Source organism: Marinobacter sp. ST-43, assembly GCF_030541085.1.
GTDB lineage: Bacteria > Pseudomonadota > Gammaproteobacteria > Pseudomonadales > Oleiphilaceae > Marinobacter > Marinobacter nauticus.
The window spans coordinates 13,486-36,874 of the sequence record NZ_JASSVO010000019.1 but is presented as its reverse complement, the minus strand read 5'-3'; the positions used below and the strand labels follow the sequence as shown (position 1 = coordinate 36,874).

Sequence of the window (23,389 nt, the reverse complement as noted above, 5' to 3'; positions counted from 1 at the left end):
GCAGGAAGCATTACCGTATGGCAACGCGCATTACTCTCCATTACTGCACTGGCTGTAACTGGATGCTGAGATCCGCCTGGATGGCGCAGGAACTGCTGACCACCTTCGACGGCATGGTCGACGAGCTCACATTGAAACCCGGCTCCGGCGGCATCTTTGAAGTCTGGGTAAACGATACCCGAATCTGGTCCCGCAAGGAGCAAGGGGGCTTCCCCGATATCAAGCAACTGAAACAGCTGGTGCGGGATCAGATTGCCCCGGAGCACTCACTGGGGCACTCAGACAAGCCGGTGTAGTACATCTACGAGGGTGGCTACCCGCTCCCGCATCTTTTCGCTACCATACGCCACCCTCAAAACGCCCGCCCGCTGCGCCAGGCCCGTCTGCAGCTGCTGTTCGCCAGAGGTGATCCAGTTGACCCTGCAGAGGCTTTCCCTTGTCCATCAATGCCTTATATACCGACTTGTCGGGCTACTACGATCTGATGTGTGCCGATATCGATTACCCTGCCCAGAGTCTTGGGGTACAGCGGTTACATCAGCTATTCGGCAATGGCGGCAAGCGTCATCTGGATCTGGCCTGTGGTACCGGGCCGCACATCCGGCATTTCCTGAACCTTGGTTACCAGTGCGAAGGGCTGGATATTAATCAGCCCATGCTGGATGTAGCCCAACAGCGTTGCCCGGAAGCCGTCTTCAGTGTTCAGGATATGTGCGAATTCAGGTTTGATAATCCATTTGATCTGATTACCTGCTTCCTGTACTCCATTCATTACAGCGATGGTATCGAGAAGCTCCAGGGCTGTATCGAAAGCGCCTACCGGGCGTTATCAGCCAACGGATTGTTCTGTTTCAATGCCGTAGACAAGACCCGAATCAACAACAATCTGTATGTCTGTCACTCCGCCCGGCACGATGGCAGTGAGTTTACCTTTCGGTCTGGCTGGCATTACGTTGGCGGTGGTGAACGGCAGTCGCTCCGGCTGAGCATTGATCGCACCACCAACGGCATCAGTGAATCCTGGCAGGATGAGCACCCCATGGTAGCACTGAGCTTTCGGGAGCTGGCCACCCTGTTGCAGCCCTGGTTTGACGTGACCATCTTCGAGCACGACTACGAACGCATCTTGCCCTGGGATGGCGAATCCGGAAACGCACTGTTTGTCTGCGTAAAGCGTTGAGCGTTACCGGATTTCGCTGAGAAGAATAGTGGTTAGTGCTTCATGCCGGCGTGGTCGTTCATCGCCGGGGCACCGTCAAGGGGGCGCACCATCAGTTCAATATTCAGGTCTTCGGCACCATCAAAATCCAGTCTTACCGGAACTTTCTCGCCCTCAACTAGGGGCTCAGGCAGCCTTTCAAGCATCAGGTGATAACTGTGAGGTTTTAACTCCACGGTTTTGCCGGCGGGTATCAGAAGACCACCATCTACCGGCTGCATACGCATGACACCCTCATGCATGGAAGTTTCGTGAATCGAAACGTTGCCGGCTCTAGGGGTTTCTGCGCCCACCAGGGTGATGGCCTGTTCACTGTGGTTGGTGATCGCCATATAGCCCACACCCATGGGCGTACCCGGCGGTGTTGGCCGACTCCAGGGCTGATTGATCTGTATCGGATGGCTCTGGTGGTCGTTACCGTGTGCGTGATCGGCGGCAAATGCGGCCGGGGCGAACAGGGCTGCGCCCAATGCCAGAGCAATCAGGGGTTGTTTCATTCGGCGTTCCTTGTTTTCTGACAAATATCACTACTGTAGCGGCCGGCTCCGACCACTTCAAAGCCATCAGGAGCGACGAATGGTCGCAGGGATATTGTCCGTGTTTGCCGTGTCAGTGAGCACCTGACGAACGTCTGCCATAGGCACCGGCCGGCTGAAATAGTAACCCTGGAAGCGCAGGCAGCCCATTTTGATCAAGGCCTGGGCCTGAGCCTGCTCTTCTACACCCTCAGCGATCAGACTCATGTTGTGGCTGCGGGCAATGGCGACGATGCTGCGCACCATATTGGCGGCTTTTTCATCTTCAACAATACCGTCCACAAAGCTTTTGTCGATTTTAAGCTCATCCAGAGGTAACTGGCGCAGCAGGCTGAGGGAAGAATAGCCGGTTCCGAAATCATCCATGGCCAGGCGTATACCGTGGCTTCTCAGGTCGCAGATAGTTTGCAGCACCTGATCGAAATTGCCCATGAACAGCGTTTCGGTAATCTCCAGAACCAGAGAGGACGGCGAGACATCGTGGGTTTTCAAGGCGTTCAATACTGTATCCACGAAGCCTGGCTGGCAGAACTGAATCACCGAGATGTTGATGGCCAGATCCAGCGGCTGTTTCACCTTGTCTATCAATTGCCGGAATTCCCTCAGGCTGGTGTCCAGCACGAAGTTACCCAGAGGAATCATCAGGCCGCTTTTCTCGGCCACATCCACGAATTCTGCCGGCGAAACGAATCCCAACTCTTCATCCTGCCAGCGCACCAAAGCCTCCAGACCAATGGTTTCGCCTGCATCGTTCACCTGCGGTTGGTACACCATATAGAGAGCATGAGAGGCCAGGCCATAGCGCAGCCTCTGTTCCACGTTCAGCCGCCGTAGATAAGCGGTTTCCATTTCTGCCTTGTAGACGCAGACGGCATTCCGGCTTTGTTTGGCCTCATACAACGCCAGGTGGGCACTACGAATCAGCTTGCTGAGGGAGTCTCCGTCTTCGGGGTACCGGGCCACCCCGACACTCGCGCCCACCTGCAGACGAAGCCGGCCCACTTCGAAGATTTGGGCCAGATCTTCTACCAGTGCCCGGCAGGCATCGGTCAACGAGGGGATGTTGGTATTGGGGGTAACGATGGCGAATTCATCGCTCCCGAGCCTCGCCAGATCGTCGTGTCGTTCCGCCAACCGCTCAAGTCTTCGCCCAAATTCCACCAGGGTGTGATCCCCGTACTCCAGCCCAAAGCGGTCATTGATGCCACTGAAGTTATCAATGTTGATCACCACCAGACTGAACGGCCTCGCCTGAGAAAGCCTGCCTTCCAATCGATCCAGGAGCCCGGCGCGGTTTAACAGGCCGGTGAGATCGTCATGTCGAGCCCGGTACAGCAACTCTTCCCGACGCTCTCCCTCGGCACGATCAATAACCCGGAACAACAGGTAGAGCAACCAGGCACCCAGTACAAAGCCAATCACGTAGGGTACGAGGGTACCCATAAAATCGCGGTAAAGAGGGGCAAAACGCGTCTCGGACACTGTCCAGATCTGATACCGAGCGTCGAAGGTGGCGGCTGTCAGATAATCTCGCTGGTCGCGGGTCATATGAAAAGAAACCGCCTCCGGACTGGCCATGATATCGGCCATGGTCTTTCCGGTTCCCTCCTCGAAATCACGCCGCTGTGCGCTCAAACGCTCCTCGTTGACCTGCGAGGCAGAATATCGCTCAGGCGTTGCGCCCTCTCGCGACATAAACTGGACGTATTTGTCTGCCTCCCGAAACAGGATGACACTGTCCTCGGGACCATCGTGCAGATCCTGCCCAAGAACTGAACCTTCGGCACCGATCTTCAGTCCGGCCGTCATTACTGCAACCACAGAACCATCGTCCGCTCGCAAGGCCTTTCGTATCGGGATCAACCAGGCACCGAGCGCATCCATATAATAAGTACGCCCTACCACCATCACATCCGACTCAAGGGCTTGCCTGAAACCTTCTGCGGTACTGGGGTTCTCCAGGAGATTGGGCAGGCGGCTGGTGTCCATATTGGTGCTGATACGAACCAGCGTGCCGTCCGGGCGAGCCAGGCCAAAACCTACGAGGGCCGGGTTAACCGAAAGGATATTGTCCAATAAAGGCATTTCCCTCCGCTCTTCCAGCGGTTCGCCACTGTCGAGGAGTTCGCGCCCCACGACATCAAGCACCAGCTCCTGAGTCCGGAACAGACTGTGAACGGATTGGGATATGAGCTCAGCTCTGGACAATTGATGCGCAGTTTCATCAGACAGGGTCTCCCGCCAGCGCTGCTGGAGAGACACCCCTAAAAGCGCAACGCCGACGATTACGATCAGAAAATACAGCGTCCAGATATTGCTTTTCAGAGCCGCCAAGTAGTCAGTCCATTTGTCCCGGTGAATGGGTTAATTTCGCTAACCATGATTATAGGATGACGTTGCAAATACGCACCCTGTTTTGACACAACCTTACCAAAAAAGATGATGCCAAAAGGAACTTTGCCGTCGTTATCCAGACAATCTGTTCATCTGGCGTTCATGCCGGATAGGGTTTACTGAGGCTAGAATCAAAATCAAAGCCAACGGCAACCAGGCGGAAAAGGAGCCAGACAATGAATGTAATGTCAGTGCTGAACCAGATCATGAACCAGGCCCAGGGCGGTCAGTCCCGCCAGGGCAGCCAGGGTGGAATGGACGTAAACCAGATGATGGGCAACCTTGGCAGCCAACTGTCCGGAGGTAAAGGCGGCAGTGGCATTGATGTAAAAAGCCTGTTGGGTGGCGGAGCACTGGGATTGATGCTGGGCTCCAAGCGTGGCCGCAAAATGGGCGGCAAGGCACTGAAGTATGGCGCCCTGGCCGGTGTCGGCGTACTGGCATGGAAAGCCTATCAAAACTACCAGAGCACCAATCAGGGCCAGGCACAGCCCGCCCCGGTGCAACAGGGCCAGCCCCTTGAGCAGTTGCAGGGAGCTGACCAGGAGCGTCGTGGACTGGAAATTCTCCAGGCCATGATTATGGCCGCCCGCGCCGATGGCCATATCGATGCCAATGAAAGACAACTACTGACTCAGGAGATCGAGCGGCTGGGCCCGGACGACGAACTCCAGGCCTGGATCCAGCAACAGTTCGATGCGCCACTGGATGCCAGCGCTTTGGCACGCAACGCCGATTCGCCCCAGGCAGCCCGGGAAATCTACGTCGTCAGCGCCGTGATGATTGACGAACAGAACCCGATGGAGCGTGCCTGGCTCGAACAACTGGCCGGTGCCCTGAAGATAGAACCCAATCTGGCCAGGGAGCTTGAACAACAAGTGCTGGCTGCCAGTTAATCAATCACAGCAGACGGCACCGGACTCCCCGGTGCCGAATCCAAGTCAGGCCTTCTTAACAAACTCCGACTTGAGCTTCATGGCCCCCACACCATCAATCTTGCAATCAATGTCGTGATCGCCATCCACCAGGCGGATGTTCTTGACCTTGGTTCCCACCTTCACCACCAGGCTGGAACCCTTCACCTTCAAATCCTTGATTACGGTGACGGTATCGCCATCCTGCAGCTCATTGCCATTGGCATCACGAACCACCTTGCCTGCTTCAGCCGCTGCCTGCTCGGCCTCCGTCCATTCATGGCCGCACTCCGGGCACACCAGCTGAACGCCATCTTCGTAGGTGTATTCAGAACTGCACTTGGGGCAAGGGGGCAACTGAGACATTATCATTTCCTGTTAACTGAATGAGCACAGGATTATACCACTATTGCCCCGGCGCCACCCTCGCCAGAATGTCCGGGTTCTCCGACAACGGCAACGCCAGAATCACTCCTTCATTCGAAGCCGGAAAAATGCCCGTCAACGCCGTCACATTCACTTGGTGTGACACCATCAAAACGGGCGCACCCTGCCCCAGGCTATTCACCAACTTGATGGTTTCACGGGTCTGTTGCGGGCCGTCGCCACGGTTGCGAAAAAATGAATTCAGAGCCGGCCACTCAGTCACTGGCCCCATATTCATTTCCTGGGCGGTCTCAACACATCGACACCACTGGCTGGAAAACAACCTCGCCTCAGCAATTCCATGTTCTGCCAGAAACGCTTTCCACGCCCGGGCCTGCTCACGCCCCGTGTCGTTCAGGTTCCTCTGGGTACTGCAATCTCCGAGCACAAACCCGACTGGATCACCGGTGCCTGGAGCCAGGGCATGACGCAGCATCAAAACGGCTCTCCCCTCTCTAAGGGCAGCCCAGGCGTCCTTTTCTGAGGCATGGGTTTGAGAAAACCCAAAAGCGCCGATGGCCATCAAACAAAACACAAACGCTTTCATAATGATTCCTCAAAGACTCCGTCAGCGCGCATATCGCGGCGGTATCACCAGTGCCAGATCTGTGTCATTGGGGGCTACTTTCCAAAAATTTCGAAGGCCATGGATGGCCTGAGAGAAGCGCACATGGATGTGCTCGTAGCGGTTTTTGGAAAGTAGCCCCCAATGACACAGGCACCCAATGTCTTACCGCCTAATAGCCAATACGCGGAACCAAACTAACAGGCTCACCCCATGAAAGGTTAAACTGACCACCAGCCAAACCAACGAAGGAAAACCGAAATGCCAATCTGGGTCGACGCCGATGCCTGCCCCGTTCCCATCCGGGAAATCCTCTGCCGTGCCGCTACCCGCTGGCAAATCCAGACCACCTTCATCGCCAACCACGCCATCAGCCTGCCACCAAGCCCACACATCAGCCGCCGGCAAGTCCCCCACGGTTTCGACGTTGCAGACAACGAAATCATGGACCAGATGAGCAAAGGCGATCTGGTGATTACCCAGGACATTCCCCTGGCCGCCGAAGCCATCGAAAAAGGCGCCGACGTCTTCAACCCCCGTGGGCAGGCCTTCACCAAAGAAAACATCCGCCAGCGCCTTGCCATGCGCAACTTCATGGAAGAAATGCGCAACGCCGGCCAGGTAACCGGCGGGCCGGCCCCATTCAGCCAGGGAGATCGAAAAGAGTTTGCCGACCAACTGGACCGGTGGCTGCAAAGAAACGCCCGCAAGTGAAAATGATTCTGTTTTAAAAAACGAAAGAATCCGCTACCCTTCCCGCCTCTGACAACCAGACAGCAGAAGGAAGCGGAACATGACCACACGCGCCCAGCACACCAGCAGCTTTGCCGCTCTCGGCCGCCTGCTTCGATACGCGCGTGGTTACCGGCGCCAGATCATCGCCGCCACCACCTGCTCCATCATCAACAAGCTCTTCGACATTGCCCCGGAAATACTGATCGGCGTCGCCATCGATGTAGTGGTGAACCAGGAAGAGAGCTTCGTTGCCGGCCTGGGCTTTGAGACTGCGCAGGAGCAGATCACCATCCTGGCGGTACTCACCTTCTTCATCTGGGCTGGTGAGTCGCTGTTTGAGTACCTGTTCCAGATTCTCTGGCGCAACCTGGCCCAGCGACTGCAGTCCGATCTCCGACAAGACGCTTACGAACACGCCCAGCGTCTGGACATGAGCTTCTTTGAGGCCAACAGCTCCGGACAATTGGTAGCCACCATGAACGACGATGTAAACCAGCTGGAGCGTTTCCTGGATGGCGGCGCCAATGCCATGATTCAGGTAGCGGTTACCGTAGTGGCTGTGGGTGCCGTATTCTTTGTGCTGTCGCCACTGATTGCCCTGTTGGCGTTCACACCTATTCCCCTGATCATCTGGGGTGCCTTCTATTTCCAGCGCAAAGCCAGCCCGCTGTACGCAGACGTAAGGGAGAAAGTGGGCGACCTGTCCAGCCGCCTGGCCAACAATCTGGGTGGTATCGCCACGATCAAGAGCTTCACCGCCGAACAGCGGGAAGCAAAACGCCTGAAGGACGCGAGCGAAGCCTATGTTGATGCTAACCGCCGCGCCATTCGTATCAGCTCCGCATTCATTCCGGTCATTCGAATGGCCATTCTGGCCGGCTTCCTGGCCACCTTTACCGTTGGCGGTATGATGGCGCTGGAAGGCAGCCTGAACGTGGGCGCTTACGGGGTGCTGGTGTTCCTCACCCAGCGACTGCTCTGGCCCCTGACCGGCCTGGCGGAAGTGATTGATCTGTTTGAACGGGCCATGGCCAGTACCCGACGGATTCTCGATCTGCTCGCCGAACCGGTAAACGTCCGGGATGATGCCGGCAAGTCCCTGGAACAACCCGTTCGCGGAAAGGTCTCATTCAACCAGGTGAGCTTCCGTTACGCCGGCAGCGGCGCAGGCATACAGGACATTACCCTGAGCGTTCCAGCAGGCAATACCCTCGCGTTGGTGGGGGCGACCGGCTCCGGCAAGTCCACATTGATCAAGCTGTTATTGCGGTTCTACGACCCCTCCCATGGAGACATCCGGATTGACGGCCAGCCCATTCGTGGGGTGAGCCTGAAGTCCCTGCGCGATGCCATTGGCCTGGTCAGCCAGGATGTCTACCTGTTTGAGGGCAGCATCCGCGACAACCTTGCCTATGGCAAACCCGATGCCAGCGAAGAAGAGATCATTGATGCCGCTCGTACTGCCGAGGCCTGGTCCTTTATTGAGGCGCTACCGGAAGGCCTGGACACACCAGTAGGTGAACGGGGCATTCGCCTGTCCGGCGGCCAGCGTCAAAGGCTGTCTCTGGCCCGGGCGCTGCTGAAGAATCCACCCATCCTGGTGCTGGACGAAGCAACCAGTGCCGTGGATAACGAAACCGAAGCCGCCATCCAGCGCTCACTCAAGCGCATCGGCCATAACCGAACCGTCATCATGATTGCCCACCGGCTTTCCACCATTGTGGATGCGGACACCATTGCCGTGGTCGAGAATGGTCGGGTTGTCGAAGAGGGCGATCACGACAGTCTGATACGCAATAACGGCGCCTATGCCGCGCAGTGGCGCGTGCAAACAGGTCAGGCGTAAGAACGTTATCCCGATTACCAATTATTATTGATAGGTATTCGCATTTAGATTATCCTGCCAGCCACAGAAACAGGGGAATCTGAATGTCCGCGTTTTTTGATGTCCGCGACCTCGCCGTCCACATTGGTAGCACGGCTATCCTTCATAACATTAGCCTGGCCTTTAACGAAGGCCAGGTGACCGCCCTGCTTGGCCACAATGGCTCGGGCAAATCCACTTTACTGAAAACACTGGCCAGGCAGATTCCAGCCAGTGCCGGTGAGGTCCGACTGGAAGGTGAAGCTGCCAAAAGCCTGGGCGCCCGTGCTTTTGCCCGGATTGTCGGCTACCTGCCCCAACACCCGCCGGGCACCGATGGCCTGACCGTCCGGGAATTGATCGCACTGGGCCGTTACCCCTGGCGAGGCCCGCTTGGCCGCTACAGCGATGCGGATTACGCGCTGATTGATCAGGCGATTGCCGACACAGACCTTAAACCTTTTGAACACCGCGCTGTCGATACCCTTTCCGGTGGTGAACGTCAACGGGCCTGGATTGCCATGTTGCTGGCCCAGCAAACCCGCTGCCTGCTGCTGGATGAACCTATCTCCGCCCTGGATGTGAAGCACCAGGTGGAAACGCTGCGTCTGGTGCAGCGCCTTGCCAGCCAGCGCGAACTGACCGTGATTGTGGTGCTGCACGATGTCGATCTGGCTTCCCGTTTCTGCGACCGGTTGGTGGCCCTGAAATCGGGCCAGGTGGTGGCCGATGGCACGCCGGCAGAGATCATGGACAGCCAGATTCTGGAATCGATTTACAGCGTTCCCATGGGCGTGATGGAGCGGGCGCCGGGGCAATGGGTTTCCTATGTCCATTAACACGAAAGCCATGATGCTCGGCGCGCTGCTCTTTCTGCTGCCGATCGCAGGAACCGCCCAGACCTGGCAACACGAAGGCGGCACACTAACCCTTGAAGAGCCCCCTGAACGCATTATCGCGCTGAACTGGGCCGCCACCGAGACGCTGCTATTACTGGGTATCACCCCCGTTGGCGTGGCAGACAAAGCCGGCTATCACACCTGGGTTCAGGAGCCGGAACTGCCTGACAGCGTCGCCAATGTCGGCACCAGGGTCGCGCCCAGCCTGGAGGCAATCGCAGAACTGAAACCCGACCTGATCGTCACCAGCACCGAAATGGCTCCCGCGGCCGAACTGTTGGAGCGGATTGCGCCAACCTACGTCATCAGCGTGTATAAAAAAGACGCCCGTCCATTCGACAGGGCCCGGGAAATGCTGATAACCCTGGGCGAAATCACCGGCCGGATCGACCGGGCCGAATGGGTACTGGCCGATATCGAACAAACCCTGAACCAACAGCGGAAACGACTGGAGCAAGCCGGCATCACCGACAAGCCGGTTGCCCTGGTGAACTTTATGGATGACCGCCATGTCCGCATCTATGCCCCCAACGGTCTGTTCCAGACTGCCCTGGATAACCTTGGGCTTACCAATGCCTGGTCAGATCCAGGCAACTACTGGGGGTTTTCAGCCATAGGCCTCGAGTCTGTGGCGGATGCCAGGAACAGCCGCATCGTGGTGATAGACCCCCTGGTGCCGGGGCTAGCCGACAGTCTGGCCAACAGCCCGTTCTGGACCTACCTGCCACCAGTGCGAGACGAGGAGATCTACCGGATTCCTGCTGCCTGGCCTTTCGGTGGCGTATACCCGGTGAAACGCCTGGCCGTTGCCCTGACCAACGCTCTGGTGGAAGGGGGCAGCGACAATGTCCGTTGAGTCTACCCTGCGCGTTTCCAATCGCCCAGAAATTCCCGCCAGGCTGCCCGTTGCAGTCGCTCTACTCTGGCTGGCCGCACTGGCCACCAGCGCCTTGCCCTGGCTCGATCAGCTACAGCTTCCACAACTTATATCGGCGTTCTGGACGTTTGATGGCAATAACTACGCCTCCGTTTTGGCCCACTTCAGCTGGGCACCGAGGGTCTCCATCGCGATACTGATTGGTTGCGCGCTGGGGCTGGCCGGAGCCGTTACCCAGCAGGTGCTGGGTAACCCACTGGCTTCACCCACCACTCTGGGCGTGGAGGCCGGGGGCCAGTTTGGCATCACCCTTGCTACCTTATTCGCTCCGGGCTTGCTCGCCTTCAGCCCCGACCTGGCCGCCGTGGCCGGCGGCTTGCTCGCCATCGGTCTGGTCATCCTGCTGACCTGGCGGCTCGGCTTCTCGCCGGTCACCGTGATTCTGGCCGGGCTGGTTGTCACCTTCTTTCTGGGCGCCATCAATATGGCATTCCTGCTGCTGAAAGGTGAATGGCTCGGCAATCTGTTTATCTGGGGTGCAGGATCCCTGGTGCAAAACAACTGGGCGCCCTTCTTTGATCTGCTCCCCCGGGTACTGGTTATTGCGGCTTTGATGGTGGCCCTGATGCGTCCGTTACAGCTGCTTCAGCTCGGCCAGGCATCGGCAAACTCACTGGGGGCGAAGGTGTCCCTGCTTCGTGCTGTTGCACTGTTTCTGGTGGTGATCATGAGCTCACTGGTGGTCAGCCGGGTGGGCGTGGTCGCCTTTGTGGGGCTGGCTGCACCAGTACTGGCGAGGCTTCTGGGGGCCAGAAGCCTAACTGAACGACTGCTATGGAGCACCCTGGCAGGTGGCGGCCTGCTGTTGCTGGCCGACACCCTCGCCCACTGGGCCACCACCTGGGATGGCGGGTCTCTTATACCCACCGGTACGACCACCGCACTCATTGGCGGGCCAATCATTCTTCTGGCCCTGCAAGGCTTCCGCAACACCCATCATATGCCCGGTCAGGACAGCAGCCCCGCGGGGTTTCTGCCCCGCCGGCGACATCCCGCAATGGTCGCCGCAGCCCTGTGCTCGTTACTGGCCCTGACCATCATTCTCTCCATGGGCTGGTCTCCGGGCCTTGAAGGCTGGAACTGGACGCCCGTAGCACAGTGGACAGACGCGTGGGTATGGCGGGGCCCGAGATTGATGGCCGCCATCCTGGCCGGAATGGCGCTGGGTATGGCCGGCACCCTGATCCAGCGGATGACCGGCAACCCCATGGGCAGCCCGGAACTGCTGGGCATCAGCGGCGGAGCAGCGTTAGTGATGGTAGTTCTGGTTCTGACCGGGCTGGAGATTGGCCGGCTTGGCCAACTGGCCGCCGCCACGGTGGGTGCCGCCGGCGCCCTGGGGCTGTTACTGCTGCTGGCCCGCAAGCACCACTTCGCAGGCAATCAACTGTTGCTTGGCGGCCTGGCGCTGTACGTATTCATGGATGCCGGCCTGAGGCTGGTAATGGCCTCTGGCGGCACCGTTGCCTCTCGCCTGCTGAACTGGATGTACGGCTCCACCTGGCTGATCTCGGAATCCGAAGCCTTCGGTTTACTGGCATTGGTGGTAGGCCTTTCGACCTTGCTCTTGCTTGCCCTGCGACCGCTCACACTGCTGCCCCTGGGCGAAACATCCGCCTCTGCCCTGGGACTGCGGGTGCCACGGGCGCGACTTCTTCTACTGGTGCTGGCTGCCGTGCTGACCGCGGCGTCAACTGTAGTGATCGGGCCATTAAGCTTCGTCGGGTTGATCGCCCCGCACCTGGCCCGGGTACTGGGACAGCAGACCGTGGGCCGGCAAATGCTGGTCGCAGCCCTGGCGGGGGGGCTACTGCTTTCACTGGCCGACTACCTGGCCCGGGTTCTGGTGTATCCCAATCAGCTACCCGCGGGGCTGCTGGCCGCCCTGGTCGGCGGCTTGTACTTCCTGTGGGGGCTAAGCCGTCATGGTCGCGGCTGAGGCAGCAACGCAATGGCTGACGGATTACCACAATCTGTTGGCCCGCCACGGCCTTGACGCTACCACTCTGATGGACAGCACACTGACACCCGCCAACCGCGAACAACCCGCGTTGTTCTCCCTGGCCCAGCTACTGGCAAATCCAGACCTTCTGCAACAACAGGTCCTCAAGGACTATCTGGATGCCGATCATCCGCGATTCCGCAAGGCGCGGCTTTCTGTCCTGCACCAGAGCCTGGCACTTCAGATTATCGGACCATTGGTGATCCGGCTGTTCAGGGATGGCAGCAGTGCTGCACTCGATCCCCGGCGGGTTTTCCTGTGCCCGACAACATCAACACCAGCGGACCCGTCTCGCTGGCAATATGCGGCCAGTAAACAGGAGATCCTGGAGCCTGAGGCGTTCATAAGAATTCTCAGTGAACAGATGCAAGACTGGTACGGTGTGTTCCGGCAGCATTTCGGGGTTAGTCCGGGTGCCTACTGGAGCAGTGTCGGGCTGGCGTTGGGTGCGCCCTATTCAGTGGTGTGGAACCGGGTTAATCCGGCAGAGTTGTGTAAACAGGCCGATAGCTGGCTGGCGCAGTTCAAATGCGAGGCCAACCGATACATTGACTGGATTCCGGCAGAATTCGGCCAACAGTGGTGTGCCATCCCTCAGCGCAAAGGGTGCTGCCTCAAATATTTATTGCCCGGAGGCGGCTATTGCGGAACATGTGGGATCTATCGGAAAGAGCGGATCAGCTAGCTCCGACCATCGAAACCAGTATCACTCCCAACGCAATCAATCCTATGACGGCACCTGAACCTGCCGCCAGCTTCAATCCATCGAGTATTTCCTGTTCCGGATTCATGCTCACTCTCCTTGAGGCTTGATCAACAAAAACCGGGGCAGCCAGCGCAGCGCCGACTGCCCCACCCTGTGATTAATACACCCAGGAAACGGTCAGGCTGGCATTGGCCGGCTCACCGTAGAAACCCTGGGCCGAGGCACCAAATTTCTTCAGGCTCTCGATGTACTTCTCGTCGGTAACGTTGTTTACGTTCAGGGTTGCATTCCAGTGTCGGGCGAAATCATAGCTTGCCATCAGATCCAGCACCGCATAGCTGTCCTGCTCTGTGACGATGGTCTCACCGGCATTCGGGCCGGTAGTCGCAACACCCTGTTCCTGGGTAATCTCAGACTGCCAGCGTACCTTGCCACCAAGCTTCAACCCTTCGACCCCAGGCACCTTCCAGGTAGCGCGCAACTGGGCTAGATGCTCTGGCACGAAGGACTTGGCCCCTTTACCATCCTTGTCCTCAATATCCACATAGGTATAACCGGCGAAGAGCTGGATTCGGTCGGTGAGATCACCCACTATTTCGGCTTCCACACCCTGGCTGGTCAACCCATCCACAGCGGTGTAGTAAGAATCATTGGTTCCGGCGAACACGCCTTCTGCCTCGGCTACGTTCTTCTGCTCAGTCTGGAACAAAGCAATAGTGGTATTCACACGGTCGTTCTGAAACTCACTTTTCAGGCCCAGCTCGTAGTTGACCCCGTCAATCGGATCCAGTCGATCACGATTGATGTCCACCTCAGTCTGGGGAGTGAAAATCTCGGTATAGCTGGCGTAGACCGAATGATCGTCATTGATGTCGTAGATCAGACCTGCATAGGGTGTTTTCACGGCATCGTAGCTGCTTTCCTTGGTCGCTCCGTAGCTTTCGCCCTTGTTATCCAGCCAGGTCAGACGGAGCCCTGTAATGGCGGTGAGTTGATCGGTCAGCGACCAACGAGCGGCAGCATAGGTGGACGTTTCGCGGTCGGTCCAGTCAGAGCCCGAAGGAGCATAGACCAAGTCTGGCTTGGCAAAATTGCCATCCCAGTCATTGAGAGGAGGCAGCGGAACGAAAACACCCTGTGTGTAGTTATAATCGAACCGCGACTCATCTTCGGTTTCTGAACGGGACCAATTGACCCCAACCACCAGTTCGTGAGTTCTATCGGCCAGGGTGAAGGGGCCAGTGGCATACGCATCGACCACCCATTGTTCCACATCCAGGTCGTATTGACTTGGATAGGCAAACAGCCCCTGGCCGGTTTGCCGATCCGGAGTCCCGAACTGATATAAAAGCTCAGAATCACTTTCATTCTCCAAACGGAACACCGTGCCCGTGGCTCTCCAGCCACCAGCAAGCTCCTGACGCAATTCAACAAAGCTGTTGTGCTGGGTGTTGTCCCAGTAGGACCAGTCTGAAGCCGTGCTGGTTGAACGCGCAAAATCCGTCGCTGAGCCATCGGAGTAGAACAAAGGCAGCGCACCCCACAACGGACTGTCTGTATCAGACGTCTGAATGGCGTGGCCAAGAGTTAGCAACGTGGTATCGGTCAGGTCTGCTTCCAGCACCCCGTAGAACATCTGCTTTTCGTTGTTATACCGGTCAAGGTAGGAGCCTTTGTCCTCATAACCGGCAACCACCCGGCCGCGCACCGCACCGGATTCAGACACGGCACCGGAAACATCACCGACAATCCGTTTTTTGTCCCAGGAACCACCAGTCACCGCAACCGAGGCATTGGTGTCAGCGGTTGGGCGCTTGCGGATAAAGTTGACTGTCGCGGCCGGGCTGCCGGAACCGGTCATCAAACCGTTGGCGCCCCGAACCACCTCCACGCGATCAAAGAAGGCGGTGTCCAGCTCACCCTGAACGTTGTCATATACCGCCGGCATGCCAACACCGTCGTACTGGAAGTTGTTGATATCGAAACCACGTGAGGTGTAGTACGTGCGGTCTGTTTCCACCGACTCTACGGTGACACCGGTGGTGCCTTCCAGAACATCGTTGATGTCGTTCTGGGCGAAATCGTCCATCTGTTCGCGGGTAATGACCGTGACGGCCTGGGGGACCTCCCGGTGTGACAGCTCCATCTTCATGGAGGTTGTGCTGGCTCCGCTAATGTAACTCTCCGTCGCTTCCGAGGCCACCTGGCCACGGCTTGCGGTAACATCCAGGGCTTCCAATGCCTTCGGTTCGCTGCCCTGCGCTGCTGCCAGTCCTGGCAGAGTCGCACACATCATGGCAGTGATCAGGGTTTTTCTTCTAAATCGGGGCTCCGGATTCAGAGACATCTAACGGCTCCTTGGTTGATTAAGACCACGTCATTTTTAAACCCCACTATGTTAATGCGAATGGTTTAGATTTGAAACACCAAATGCAAATGATCCGAAATTATCGCGAAACTCTATATCTCCAGAGGCTCGCATCGGCCGCAATACCACGACCTGCTATGGTTATTGCAGGTGCTGAAGATCTCTAAGAACAACAGAGAGGCGGAGACGGATATGTTCAAGCGCAAATTCTGGAAGTGGCCTCTGGCCAGCCTACTGGTCTCGGCAGCCCTGGCCACACAGGCAAACCAGACCTTTCAATCTGATAAGGCAGACTTTCATCTGGAAACCGTAGCCGCGGGGCTGGAACACCCCTGGGCCATCGCTTTCCTGCCCGACGGATCTGCACTGATTACCGAAAGGGAAGGCCGTTTGCGAATTCTGGAAGATGGGCAACTTCGCAGTGAACCAGTCAAAGGCCTGCCGGAGCTAGTCGTTTCGGGCCAGGGTGGTCTGCTGGATGTACTGCTGCATCCGGATTTCGAGGCTAACCGGCTGTTATTCCTTAGCTACGCGCATCGTAATCGCGAGGGCATGACCACACGGGTTGCCCGGGCAACTCTGGCTGACAACTCTTTGCAAGATGTCGAGGTGATCTTCGAGGCTCTTCCCCGCTCAAACACCAGCCGGCACTTCGCAGGCCGGATGCAGTTTGATCGCGACGGCAATCTATACATCTCAGTCGGTGACCGGGGTGAAATGGATCGTGCTCAGGATACCGCAGACGATGCCGGTGGCGTTCACAGAATCACCATCAGCGGTGAGCCGGCAGAGGACAACCCCTTTGCCGATCAAAGCGGCTTCAACGCGTCTTTCTTCACCTATGGCAACCGCAACATTCAGGGTATGACCCGGCACCCACAAACCGGTGAGATCTGGAGCCATGAACATGGCCCCCGGGGCGGCGATGAGGTCAACGTCCTTCGCGCGGGTAATAACTATGGCTGGCCCAAGGTCACCTACGGCATTGACTACTCGGGCCTGCCGATCTCCAGTCGTACCACGATGGAAGGCATCACAGAACCACTGCATTACTGGGACCCATCCATTGCGCCCTCTGGCATGGCGTTCTACACCGGAGATCTGTTCCCTCAGTGGCAGGGCGATCTTTTTGTCGGCGCCCTGAAGCTTCAGAAACTGGTGCGCTTGTCCCTCGACGGAGAAAAAGTCATCGAGGAGGAAGATCTGCTCACCGACCTGGGTGAACGTATCCGCGATGTGCGTATGGGGCCAGACGGCGCACTCTGGCTGCTGACCGACTCGGACAACGGCAAGGTATACCGGATGGTGCCGGCCGATTGAGGTTCAGTGCGGATCGTTGGTTCTTTCAGTTTTTTCGAACTGTGGCAGGTTGTCGGTGATCTCGAACCAATCAGATTTCGACCCTACGTAGACGTGCTGGGCTGCTTTTTTGCCCAGCGGCTCGTTAATCACACCAATGCGCAGCCGGAGGATGCCCGGAATAGCGTCGACCCGGCTGTAAAGAGGGCTTCCGCAACGGCTACAGAAGGCCCGGTATTTGCCGGGCCGGGATTCAAATTCGGTGATCCGGTCTTCACCGACAGTAAACCGGAACCGGACAGCCTGAACCGGCGCACTGGCCGAAAAGGCACTGCCATGATTGCGACGGCACTGGCTGCAATGGCACAGCGCTATGGGCCCAATCGGGCCGTCGTATTCAAACTGGATATCACCACAAAGACACTGGCCGGTATACATAACACTCCTGGCTCCGCGAAGGCTCACTGATCGCGCAGATGATACCGGCTGGCAGCCGGATTAGCAGCCCTAGTTCCGCAAACTCGTTACCCGTAGTTTTTTTCCAGATAAGCAAGAATGCGAGCCGATTCAAACAGCCCCTCCCCGGTATTGGGATCTTCCAGATAGGGCACCTGAACCCGGCCATGTTGCTGGAAAAACGCGTCCCGCTTGCCGCCCGGGATTGGCAGATAGGGGCCGGGTTTGATGCGCTGCCGGGCAGGTCCTGCTTCGGTCCAGTGTTCCTTGCCCAGATTATGCAAGGTGTACGGAATCTCGTATTCACACAGCTTTTCCCGAATCAGGCGCGAGAACGGGCTGCCTTCGAAACTCCACAAGTGAAGCCCCTGCTCAGGGCGCCGGGCTGGCCGCGCACGCATTCCGCGAAGTTCACTGGCTCCGGAGCCCGCAGCACCGAGCGCCGGTTGCCAGGGCCGGCTCTGGTAGTAGCGAGGCACGGAACGATGAGCATACTGGCGGAACAGATACTCGATAATCGCCTCGGATTCATACAGCACTTCGCCGGTGTTGTGGTCATGCAGCAGGGGAAACTGCTGTTTGCCCCCCAGGGTCTCGGCTTCCGGGCGGAATACCCGACCACCCTTCGGGCAGGGTCGAATCTCAACGTCCAGATGCAATGCCGTCAGCACCTCACGAACACGTCGGCAGTATGGACAGGCTTCAATGTCATAGAGAACCAGCGGCTTCTCAGGTTGCGGAACAGCCTTGATAACCAGGCACCCGCGCCAGGCTGCAAAAGAAGAAGTGGCCACCGATTCCAGCACATTCACTTGATGCTTCAGCGTTTTTAACATGATCGCTCCCTTGTTTTCGTCATTTTCTCCATTGTCCCACAGGAGAATCTGTGCCCATTGGCCCGCTGGCCCCTGGGCTGGCGTCATACTAACTCACTGATTCTTCAGGCCACTTACTCGATGTCACAAAAACTCAATATAAACAAAGACTCTACTGCCATTTTTTAACGTCATGTATAGCTTTTCTGCATAGTACATACGCACAGAATGGGCTATTGTACAAAGAGAACACAACAACGGGTTCCGGTCATGAATACTCAGGGGTTGCAGGCAGGCAAAGGTCTTGCCACAGGCAGATTTGCGTCAGGAGCAGTGGCGCTGGCCATCGTGTTGGCCAGCGCCCCGCTCGGCCAGGCTTTCGCTCAAGAACAGACCTCTGCGGAAGAGGCCTTCGCCAGCTCCCGTCACTGGGCCAGCCAGATCCGAAGTTATGCCAGCAAATCCCTGAACAGCGATGAAGCCCTGAGTGTGGCCGCCATTCCCCTGAACGGCCCCGGCATTGAGCAGTATGTAAACGCTGACACACTGATGAGCCCGGGCTCCATCATGAAGCTGGTAACCACCTATGCCGCCCTGGAACTCCTGGGCCCTACCCACCACTGGAATACCGATTTCCTCACAGACGGCATGATGGTGGGCGACAGCCTGAAAGGAAACCTCTACGTACGCTTCGGTGGCGACCCCAAACTGACCCTGGAACGGCTCTGGAGCACCCTGCGTGAACTCAAGAGCATGGGCATCAACCGTATTGAAGGCGACCTGGTACTGGATGGCAGCTATTTCCGGGTCGACGGCGGCTTCCCGGCGTTCGAGGATAACGGCGACAACCCCCACGCCCCCTTTCTGGTGGAACCCTCCGGCTATCTTACCAACCTGAATCTGCTGCATTTTCAGGTACGCGCCGATGAGCGTGGAACACAGGCCTGGACAACCCCGGATCTGGGCGAAGTCTCCATTGATAACCGGGTAACCGCATTACCGGAAGGTCCCTGCCCTGCCCGCAGCCGGTTTGATTGGGAACCGGTATTTCATGAAAACCATCAGGTAACGGTTCGGGTAACCGGACAGTTACCGCAAGGCTGCCGCAGCACCACCTATCTGTCTCTGCTACCGCACGAACGGTACTCTGCTTCCGTGATTCGTTCTGTGCTATCGGAAATGGGCATTATTGTCAGTGGTGGCGACCGCTTTGAGGGCACACCGGAAGACGCACGGCTGATCATGCGCACCACCTCACCAGATCTGGTCTCCATGGTGCGAGACATCAACAAATGGAGCAGCAACGTCATGGCCCGCCAGATACTGCTGACCATTGGCGCCGAGTTCCGCAAAGAAGATGACAAAGACGATCGGGTAGCCGGTATCCGCACGGTGTACGAATGGCTGGAGAATATGGGCATCAACACCGCTGGCATGGTGATTGACAATGGCGCCGGGCTAACCCGTCATGGTCGCATCACGGCCAGGCAAGGCGCCCAGATACTAGAACAGGCCTGGGACAGCCCCTACGCTTCCGACCTGATGGCCTCCATGCCCATTATCGCGATGGACGGAACCATGGCACGCCGGCTTCGCAACACCGGCATGGATGGCGAAGGCCGAATCAAGACCGGTTATCTGGAGAATGTTCGCTCAATCGCCGGGTTCACCCGGGACGATAACAACACCACCTGGGCCATTGTCGGCATGGTGAACAACGACCCTGCATGGAACGGCCAGGCGGTTCTGGATCGGGTTCTCTACTCTCTGCATTTCCGGCCTCCCGTGGGCATGACCTTATCCCAGTCTGCCGACGAAAATCCGGCTTCTTCGATTCAGTAAGTCAATATAAAAAGGCCGGCTGCAGCAGCCGGCCTGGCATTCATACTTTGTTCAAAGAAAGCGTGTTTCGTCTGTCAGTCGACTGTAAAAATTACCTCGTCGATCACATGAATCACGCCGTTAGACGCCTCAACATCAGCTTCGACGACGGTACTGCCCTCGATAACCAGAGCGTTGTCCTGTATATCAACGTTCAAGTTGTTGCTGGCCAATGTTGTTACAGTTCCGCCGTTAGAAGCGTATGCCGTAAGAGAGCCGACCGTAGTTCCGAGAATATGCTGGCTCAGAATGGCTGGCAGATTCGGATCATTGAGCAAGTCGCCGGCTGTAATACCGAGATCCGTCAGTAACGCCTCAAAAGCGGCATCTGTTGGCGCGAACACCGTCAAGGTTGCATCAACATCCGCAGCTGCAGTGAGCAACGCTGCCGCACCAGGGGTCTGGAGTGCCGCAAGTAGCGTTGTAAACTCCGCGTTTTCAGCCCCTGCCAGCGCGGTTACGATTTCTGCAATCGTTGAGTCTGTATCACTGAGATCGCTCGGCGGCGGAAGCAGCACTTTGTCGATAATGTGAATAACACCATTGGTGGCGTCTACATCTGGCCCCGTTACTCGAGACGTGTTGACGTATAGCACGTCTTCTCCGCTTTCCTGTGAAATAGACAGCGCGACGTTTTCACTATTCACGGTTGGAACGAGATTTTGTGGGACCGGGCTTTGCGCAACGCTGATCGCAGCGGCAGCCTTCACTTCCCCCACAGACGTTGCAAGGACATGGTAGGTAAGAACGGTGTTTAATAACTCCGTGTTGGCTAACAACTGTTCCGCCGTAAGTCCCAGGTCGCCCAGCAGGGCTTCAAAGGCGGCGTCGGTCGGTGCGAACACCGTTAATTGATCATCTCCGCCGAGCAGTTCCGCGATGGATGGATCGGCTTCAAGAACGGCAGCTTCCAGAATGGTCGTGTTTTCGTTCTCAACAGCGATTTCGAGAATGCTTTGGGTTACAGCATCGGTGCTGCCGTTATCGTCGTTATCATCGTCATCAAGCCAGCAACCGGATAGCATGACACTGCCCGCTAAAACCATCGGTAAAGCGTATTTTGCTTTCATTTTTCGTGCCTCGTCTGGAGGGGTTGATTACCAGGTTAAAGTGGTTCGAACCTGCACTGATTCAGTCCCTGACCAGTGTCGAAAGCAAATTACGGTGAGGCGAGAGAAACGGATTTACAGATTTTTACATTTAAGCGAACAATTGTAAGGTGAATAGCAGCAATACACTGGCCTTATCAGTCTGGCCGGCGTTCTTTGGAAAACAATCGGGCCATGGTCCAGTCCGCCATTTTGCCTGCCATTGGTGCGATAAAGCTGACCAGCGGGAAGGCCACCGTCCAGGCGACCACAAATGCTGCGCCCCAGCGATGGAAATAGCCCTCGGTCAAGCCGGTATTGATCAGGGTGATAATCCCAGACATCAAAAGCGACATGATGCCGGACATGTAAAAGGCAAAAACAAACTGGCGCACACGCGTTTGCTTGTAACTGGACATGTTTTCCTTCCCGGTTTTAACGTATGGAACACTGCCGAATCCAATCAGGCGACCGCAGCGTAGGAGAGAAGACACTGCCACCGATGCTGGATCGCAACATCTTAGTGAGCATGCAACATTTTTCCATACGGCTTTTTACCAAGGAGCATAGGTAATGGATGCCCCAACGCCCGGAACACGACGCGCCCGCTGGATCGTCGGGCTGGTGTTACTGACGTTTTTGGCGGGCTGCAGTCAGACGCGCCTGGCCTACCGGTACGCCGACTGGGGCGTCGTCTGGTGGGTAGAGGATTACATCAGCCTGACCGGTGAACAAGAAGCTCAGTTGAGTCAGGATCTGGAAGCGCTCAGACAATGGCATTGCTCGGCAGAGTTGCCCCGTTACCAGCAATGGTTGGCAGTCCTCAAATCAGATCTGGAGGAAGGGAAGCCGAGCGAGGCCACGGTTCTGTTCCATCAGGAACAACTCATGGACTTCTTACCCGAATTGTTGGAACGGGCCACTCCGGTAGCCGTTAATCTGCTGTCTTCTCTATCGGATGAGCAGGTAGCGCAACTAGCCGACAACATGGCGGAGAAGCAGCAGGAGCTGGAGCAGGAAATGCTGGAGGGAACACCCGCTCAAACGGCACAGGCGCGCTCTGAACGGACTATTGAGCGTATTGAACGATGGCTTGGCGACCTGAATCAGCAACAGCGGGCCATCGTCGAAAACTGGTCAGCGAACCGTGGCCGGCAAACAGAAATCTGGTTAACAGGGCGGAGAAACTGGCAATTGGCATTGCTCGACACGCTGGAGAGACGACGCCAGTCCGGCTTTGCTGAACAGGTGAACGAGTTGCTGGTTCACTCAGAGCGCGCCAGAGGAGCGGAATACCAGGCCATGCTGGCCGAAAGCCGGGTGGCGATGGCCGGCTTGATGCACGATCTTCTGCAGGCTGGAGATAGCCGGCATCAAGATCAGCTGCTGGCCAGGGCCAGTGAGCTGAAAGGAGATTTTGCAGCGCTGACCTGCAGCTAAACACGGATCGCGATACCAAAAAAGGGCCGGATGAATCCGTATCATCCGGCCCTTTTTGCGTCTCGATCTGTGTCAGACCGTCAGGTAACCACCATCCGCATTAATGCAGGCTCCTGTGGTATAGCTGGAAGCGTCAGACACCAGGTACAGCACAGTACCCGCCATTTCATCGGGATCCGCCACACGCTTCATCGGGATGTGGGCCATGGCCTGCTTCTTGATGGCCTCATTGGTGGTCAGGGCGCTGGCAAATTTGGTATCGGTCAGGCCCGGCAACAAGGCATTCACCCGCACATTCTGCTGGCCCAGCTCCATGGCGAAAGATTTGGTCATGGAAATCACTGCTGCCTTGGTCACCGAATAGATGCCCTGGAAGTGGCCAGGGTTTACGCCGTTAACCGACGCCACGTTCACAATGGAACCGCCGCCGTTTTTCTTCATCAGCTGGGCGCCACGGGCACACATGAAGAAGTAACCACGGATGTTCACATCCACGGTTTTGTGGAAAGCACCCAGATCGGTGTCTTCAACCGGGCCAAAATACGGGTTAGCCGCGGCGTTGTTGACCAGGATATCCAGTTTGCCGTGCATTTTGGCGATGTGCTCCCACACCGCTTCAATCTGGTCCATCTCGCCGATGTGGCAGGCGAAGGCTTCGGCGCTGCCGCCGTCTTCACGGATGCTGTTGGCCACGGCCTCACAACCGTCAATCTTGCGGCTACTGACAATCACGTGAGCACCGTAATGAGCCAGCGTGCGGGCGATGCTCTCGCCGATACCGCGGCTGGCGCCGGTTACCAGGGCGACTTTGCCAGTCAGGTCGAACAGGTTTTTGTTGCTCATGG

The 23,389-nt window shown here is 57.1% G+C and carries 22 protein-coding genes; 12 read left to right on the top strand and 10 right to left on the bottom strand.

Translation table 11 applies throughout. The annotated features are described in order from the left end of the window. Positions 1-17: 17 nt before the first annotated feature. Together QPL98_RS16590 and QPL98_RS16585 are read left to right on the top strand one after the other, a co-directional pair. Positions 18-296, top strand: a complete 279-nt coding sequence (locus tag QPL98_RS16590; RefSeq protein WP_014420825.1) for a SelT/SelW/SelH family protein — start codon at positions 18-20, stop codon at positions 294-296. A 140-nt stretch (positions 297-436) separates the two neighbouring features. Continuing rightward, complete coding sequence (locus tag QPL98_RS16585) at positions 437-1,180, top strand: class I SAM-dependent methyltransferase (protein ID WP_153741250.1); 744 nt, start codon at positions 437-439, stop codon at positions 1,178-1,180. 32 nt (positions 1,181-1,212) lie between these two features. Here QPL98_RS16585 and QPL98_RS16580 read toward each other — a convergent pair whose 3' ends face one another. Beyond that, positions 1,213-1,716: a copper chaperone PCu(A)C gene (locus tag QPL98_RS16580; protein WP_011785651.1), complete on the bottom strand. Its 504-nt coding sequence runs from the start codon at positions 1,714-1,716 to the stop codon at positions 1,213-1,215. A 66-nt stretch (positions 1,717-1,782) separates the two neighbouring features. Beyond that, on the bottom strand, positions 1,783-4,089 hold the full coding sequence (locus QPL98_RS16575; protein ID WP_273030282.1) for a bifunctional diguanylate cyclase/phosphodiesterase: 2,307 nt from the start codon (positions 4,087-4,089) through the stop codon (positions 1,783-1,785). A 236-nt stretch (positions 4,090-4,325) separates the two neighbouring features. On the opposite strand from QPL98_RS16575, the gene QPL98_RS16570 reads away from it, so the two are divergent. Further along, positions 4,326-5,045 carry a tellurite resistance TerB family protein gene (locus QPL98_RS16570; protein WP_273030284.1) on the top strand — a complete coding sequence of 240 codons (720 nt, stop codon included), beginning with the start codon at positions 4,326-4,328 and terminating at the stop codon, positions 5,043-5,045. A gap of 45 nt (positions 5,046-5,090) precedes the next feature. Here QPL98_RS16570 and QPL98_RS16565 read toward each other — a convergent pair whose 3' ends face one another. Continuing rightward, positions 5,091-5,429, bottom strand: coding sequence for a zinc ribbon domain-containing protein YjdM (locus QPL98_RS16565; RefSeq protein ID WP_011785654.1), 339 nt, complete (start codon positions 5,427-5,429; stop codon positions 5,091-5,093). 40 nt (positions 5,430-5,469) lie between these two features. Further along, complete coding sequence (locus QPL98_RS16560; protein WP_303293653.1) at positions 5,470-6,012, bottom strand: histidine phosphatase family protein; 543 nt, start codon at positions 6,010-6,012, stop codon at positions 5,470-5,472. Between the two features lie 303 nt (positions 6,013-6,315). Between QPL98_RS16560 and QPL98_RS16555 the strand changes: the two genes are divergently transcribed. From QPL98_RS16555 to QPL98_RS16530, 6 genes are all read left to right on the top strand, one after another. After that, on the top strand, positions 6,316-6,768 hold the full coding sequence (locus tag QPL98_RS16555) for a YaiI/YqxD family protein (RefSeq protein ID WP_011785656.1): 453 nt from the start codon (positions 6,316-6,318) through the stop codon (positions 6,766-6,768). A gap of 79 nt (positions 6,769-6,847) precedes the next feature. Beyond that, positions 6,848-8,635, top strand: a complete 1,788-nt coding sequence (locus tag QPL98_RS16550; RefSeq protein ID WP_303293649.1) for an ABC transporter ATP-binding protein — start codon at positions 6,848-6,850, stop codon at positions 8,633-8,635. A gap of 83 nt (positions 8,636-8,718) precedes the next feature. Then, positions 8,719-9,492 (top strand): ABC transporter ATP-binding protein, encoded by a 774-nt coding sequence (locus QPL98_RS16545; protein WP_303293648.1) that lies wholly within the window; start codon positions 8,719-8,721, stop codon positions 9,490-9,492. Beyond that, entirely contained in the window at positions 9,482-10,408 is a 927-nt protein-coding gene (locus QPL98_RS16540; RefSeq protein ID WP_303293647.1) for an ABC transporter substrate-binding protein, read from the top strand. Before QPL98_RS16545 ends, QPL98_RS16540 begins: the two co-directional genes overlap by 11 nt. Next, complete coding sequence (gene fhuB / locus QPL98_RS16535) at positions 10,398-12,428, top strand: Fe(3+)-hydroxamate ABC transporter permease FhuB (protein ID WP_303293646.1); 2,031 nt, start codon at positions 10,398-10,400, stop codon at positions 12,426-12,428. Before QPL98_RS16540 ends, fhuB begins: the two co-directional genes overlap by 11 nt. Beyond that, positions 12,415-13,176, top strand: a complete 762-nt coding sequence (locus QPL98_RS16530) for a (2Fe-2S)-binding protein (RefSeq protein WP_303293645.1) — start codon at positions 12,415-12,417, stop codon at positions 13,174-13,176. Before fhuB ends, QPL98_RS16530 begins: the two co-directional genes overlap by 14 nt. Before the next feature lie 178 nt (positions 13,177-13,354). Here the strand turns inward: QPL98_RS16530 and QPL98_RS16525 are convergent, their stop codons facing one another. Next, the gene (locus QPL98_RS16525) at positions 13,355-15,544 is read right to left on the bottom strand and encodes a TonB-dependent siderophore receptor (protein WP_303293644.1); all 2,190 of its coding nucleotides are present in this window, start codon (positions 15,542-15,544) and stop codon (positions 13,355-13,357) included. Positions 15,545-15,757: 213 nt separating this feature from the next. On the opposite strand from QPL98_RS16525, the gene QPL98_RS16520 reads away from it, so the two are divergent. After that, positions 15,758-16,885, top strand: a complete 1,128-nt coding sequence (locus QPL98_RS16520) for a PQQ-dependent sugar dehydrogenase (RefSeq protein WP_272998981.1) — start codon at positions 15,758-15,760, stop codon at positions 16,883-16,885. Positions 16,886-16,888: 3 nt separating this feature from the next. Here the strand turns inward: QPL98_RS16520 and QPL98_RS16515 are convergent, their stop codons facing one another. Both QPL98_RS16515 and QPL98_RS16510 read right to left on the bottom strand, forming a co-directional pair. Then, positions 16,889-17,302 carry a GFA family protein gene (locus QPL98_RS16515; protein WP_303293643.1) on the bottom strand — a complete coding sequence of 138 codons (414 nt, stop codon included), beginning with the start codon at positions 17,300-17,302 and terminating at the stop codon, positions 16,889-16,891. 86 nt (positions 17,303-17,388) lie between these two features. After that, on the bottom strand, positions 17,389-18,156 hold the full coding sequence (locus QPL98_RS16510) for a glutathione S-transferase N-terminal domain-containing protein (RefSeq protein WP_303293642.1): 768 nt from the start codon (positions 18,154-18,156) through the stop codon (positions 17,389-17,391). Positions 18,157-18,405: 249 nt separating this feature from the next. On the opposite strand from QPL98_RS16510, the gene dacB reads away from it, so the two are divergent. Continuing rightward, the gene (dacB, locus tag QPL98_RS16505) at positions 18,406-19,977 is read left to right on the top strand and encodes a D-alanyl-D-alanine carboxypeptidase/D-alanyl-D-alanine-endopeptidase (RefSeq protein WP_303293641.1); all 1,572 of its coding nucleotides are present in this window, start codon (positions 18,406-18,408) and stop codon (positions 19,975-19,977) included. 74 nt (positions 19,978-20,051) lie between these two features. On the opposite strand, the gene QPL98_RS16500 is transcribed toward dacB, so the two are convergent. Continuing rightward, on the bottom strand, positions 20,052-21,086 hold the full coding sequence (locus QPL98_RS16500; RefSeq protein WP_199451881.1) for a fasciclin domain-containing protein: 1,035 nt from the start codon (positions 21,084-21,086) through the stop codon (positions 20,052-20,054). Positions 21,087-21,262: 176 nt separating this feature from the next. Continuing rightward, on the bottom strand, positions 21,263-21,523 hold the full coding sequence (locus QPL98_RS16495) for a DUF2798 domain-containing protein (RefSeq protein WP_014420803.1): 261 nt from the start codon (positions 21,521-21,523) through the stop codon (positions 21,263-21,265). Between the two features lie 154 nt (positions 21,524-21,677). Between QPL98_RS16495 and QPL98_RS16490 the strand changes: the two genes are divergently transcribed. After that, positions 21,678-22,544, top strand: coding sequence for a DUF6279 family lipoprotein (locus QPL98_RS16490; RefSeq protein ID WP_199451882.1), 867 nt, complete (start codon positions 21,678-21,680; stop codon positions 22,542-22,544). A 72-nt stretch (positions 22,545-22,616) separates the two neighbouring features. Here QPL98_RS16490 and QPL98_RS16485 read toward each other — a convergent pair whose 3' ends face one another. After that, a complete protein-coding gene (locus QPL98_RS16485; RefSeq protein ID WP_303293640.1) occupies positions 22,617-23,387 on the bottom strand; it encodes an SDR family oxidoreductase in 771 nt (256 codons plus the stop codon). Positions 23,388-23,389: the final 2 nt, after the last annotated feature.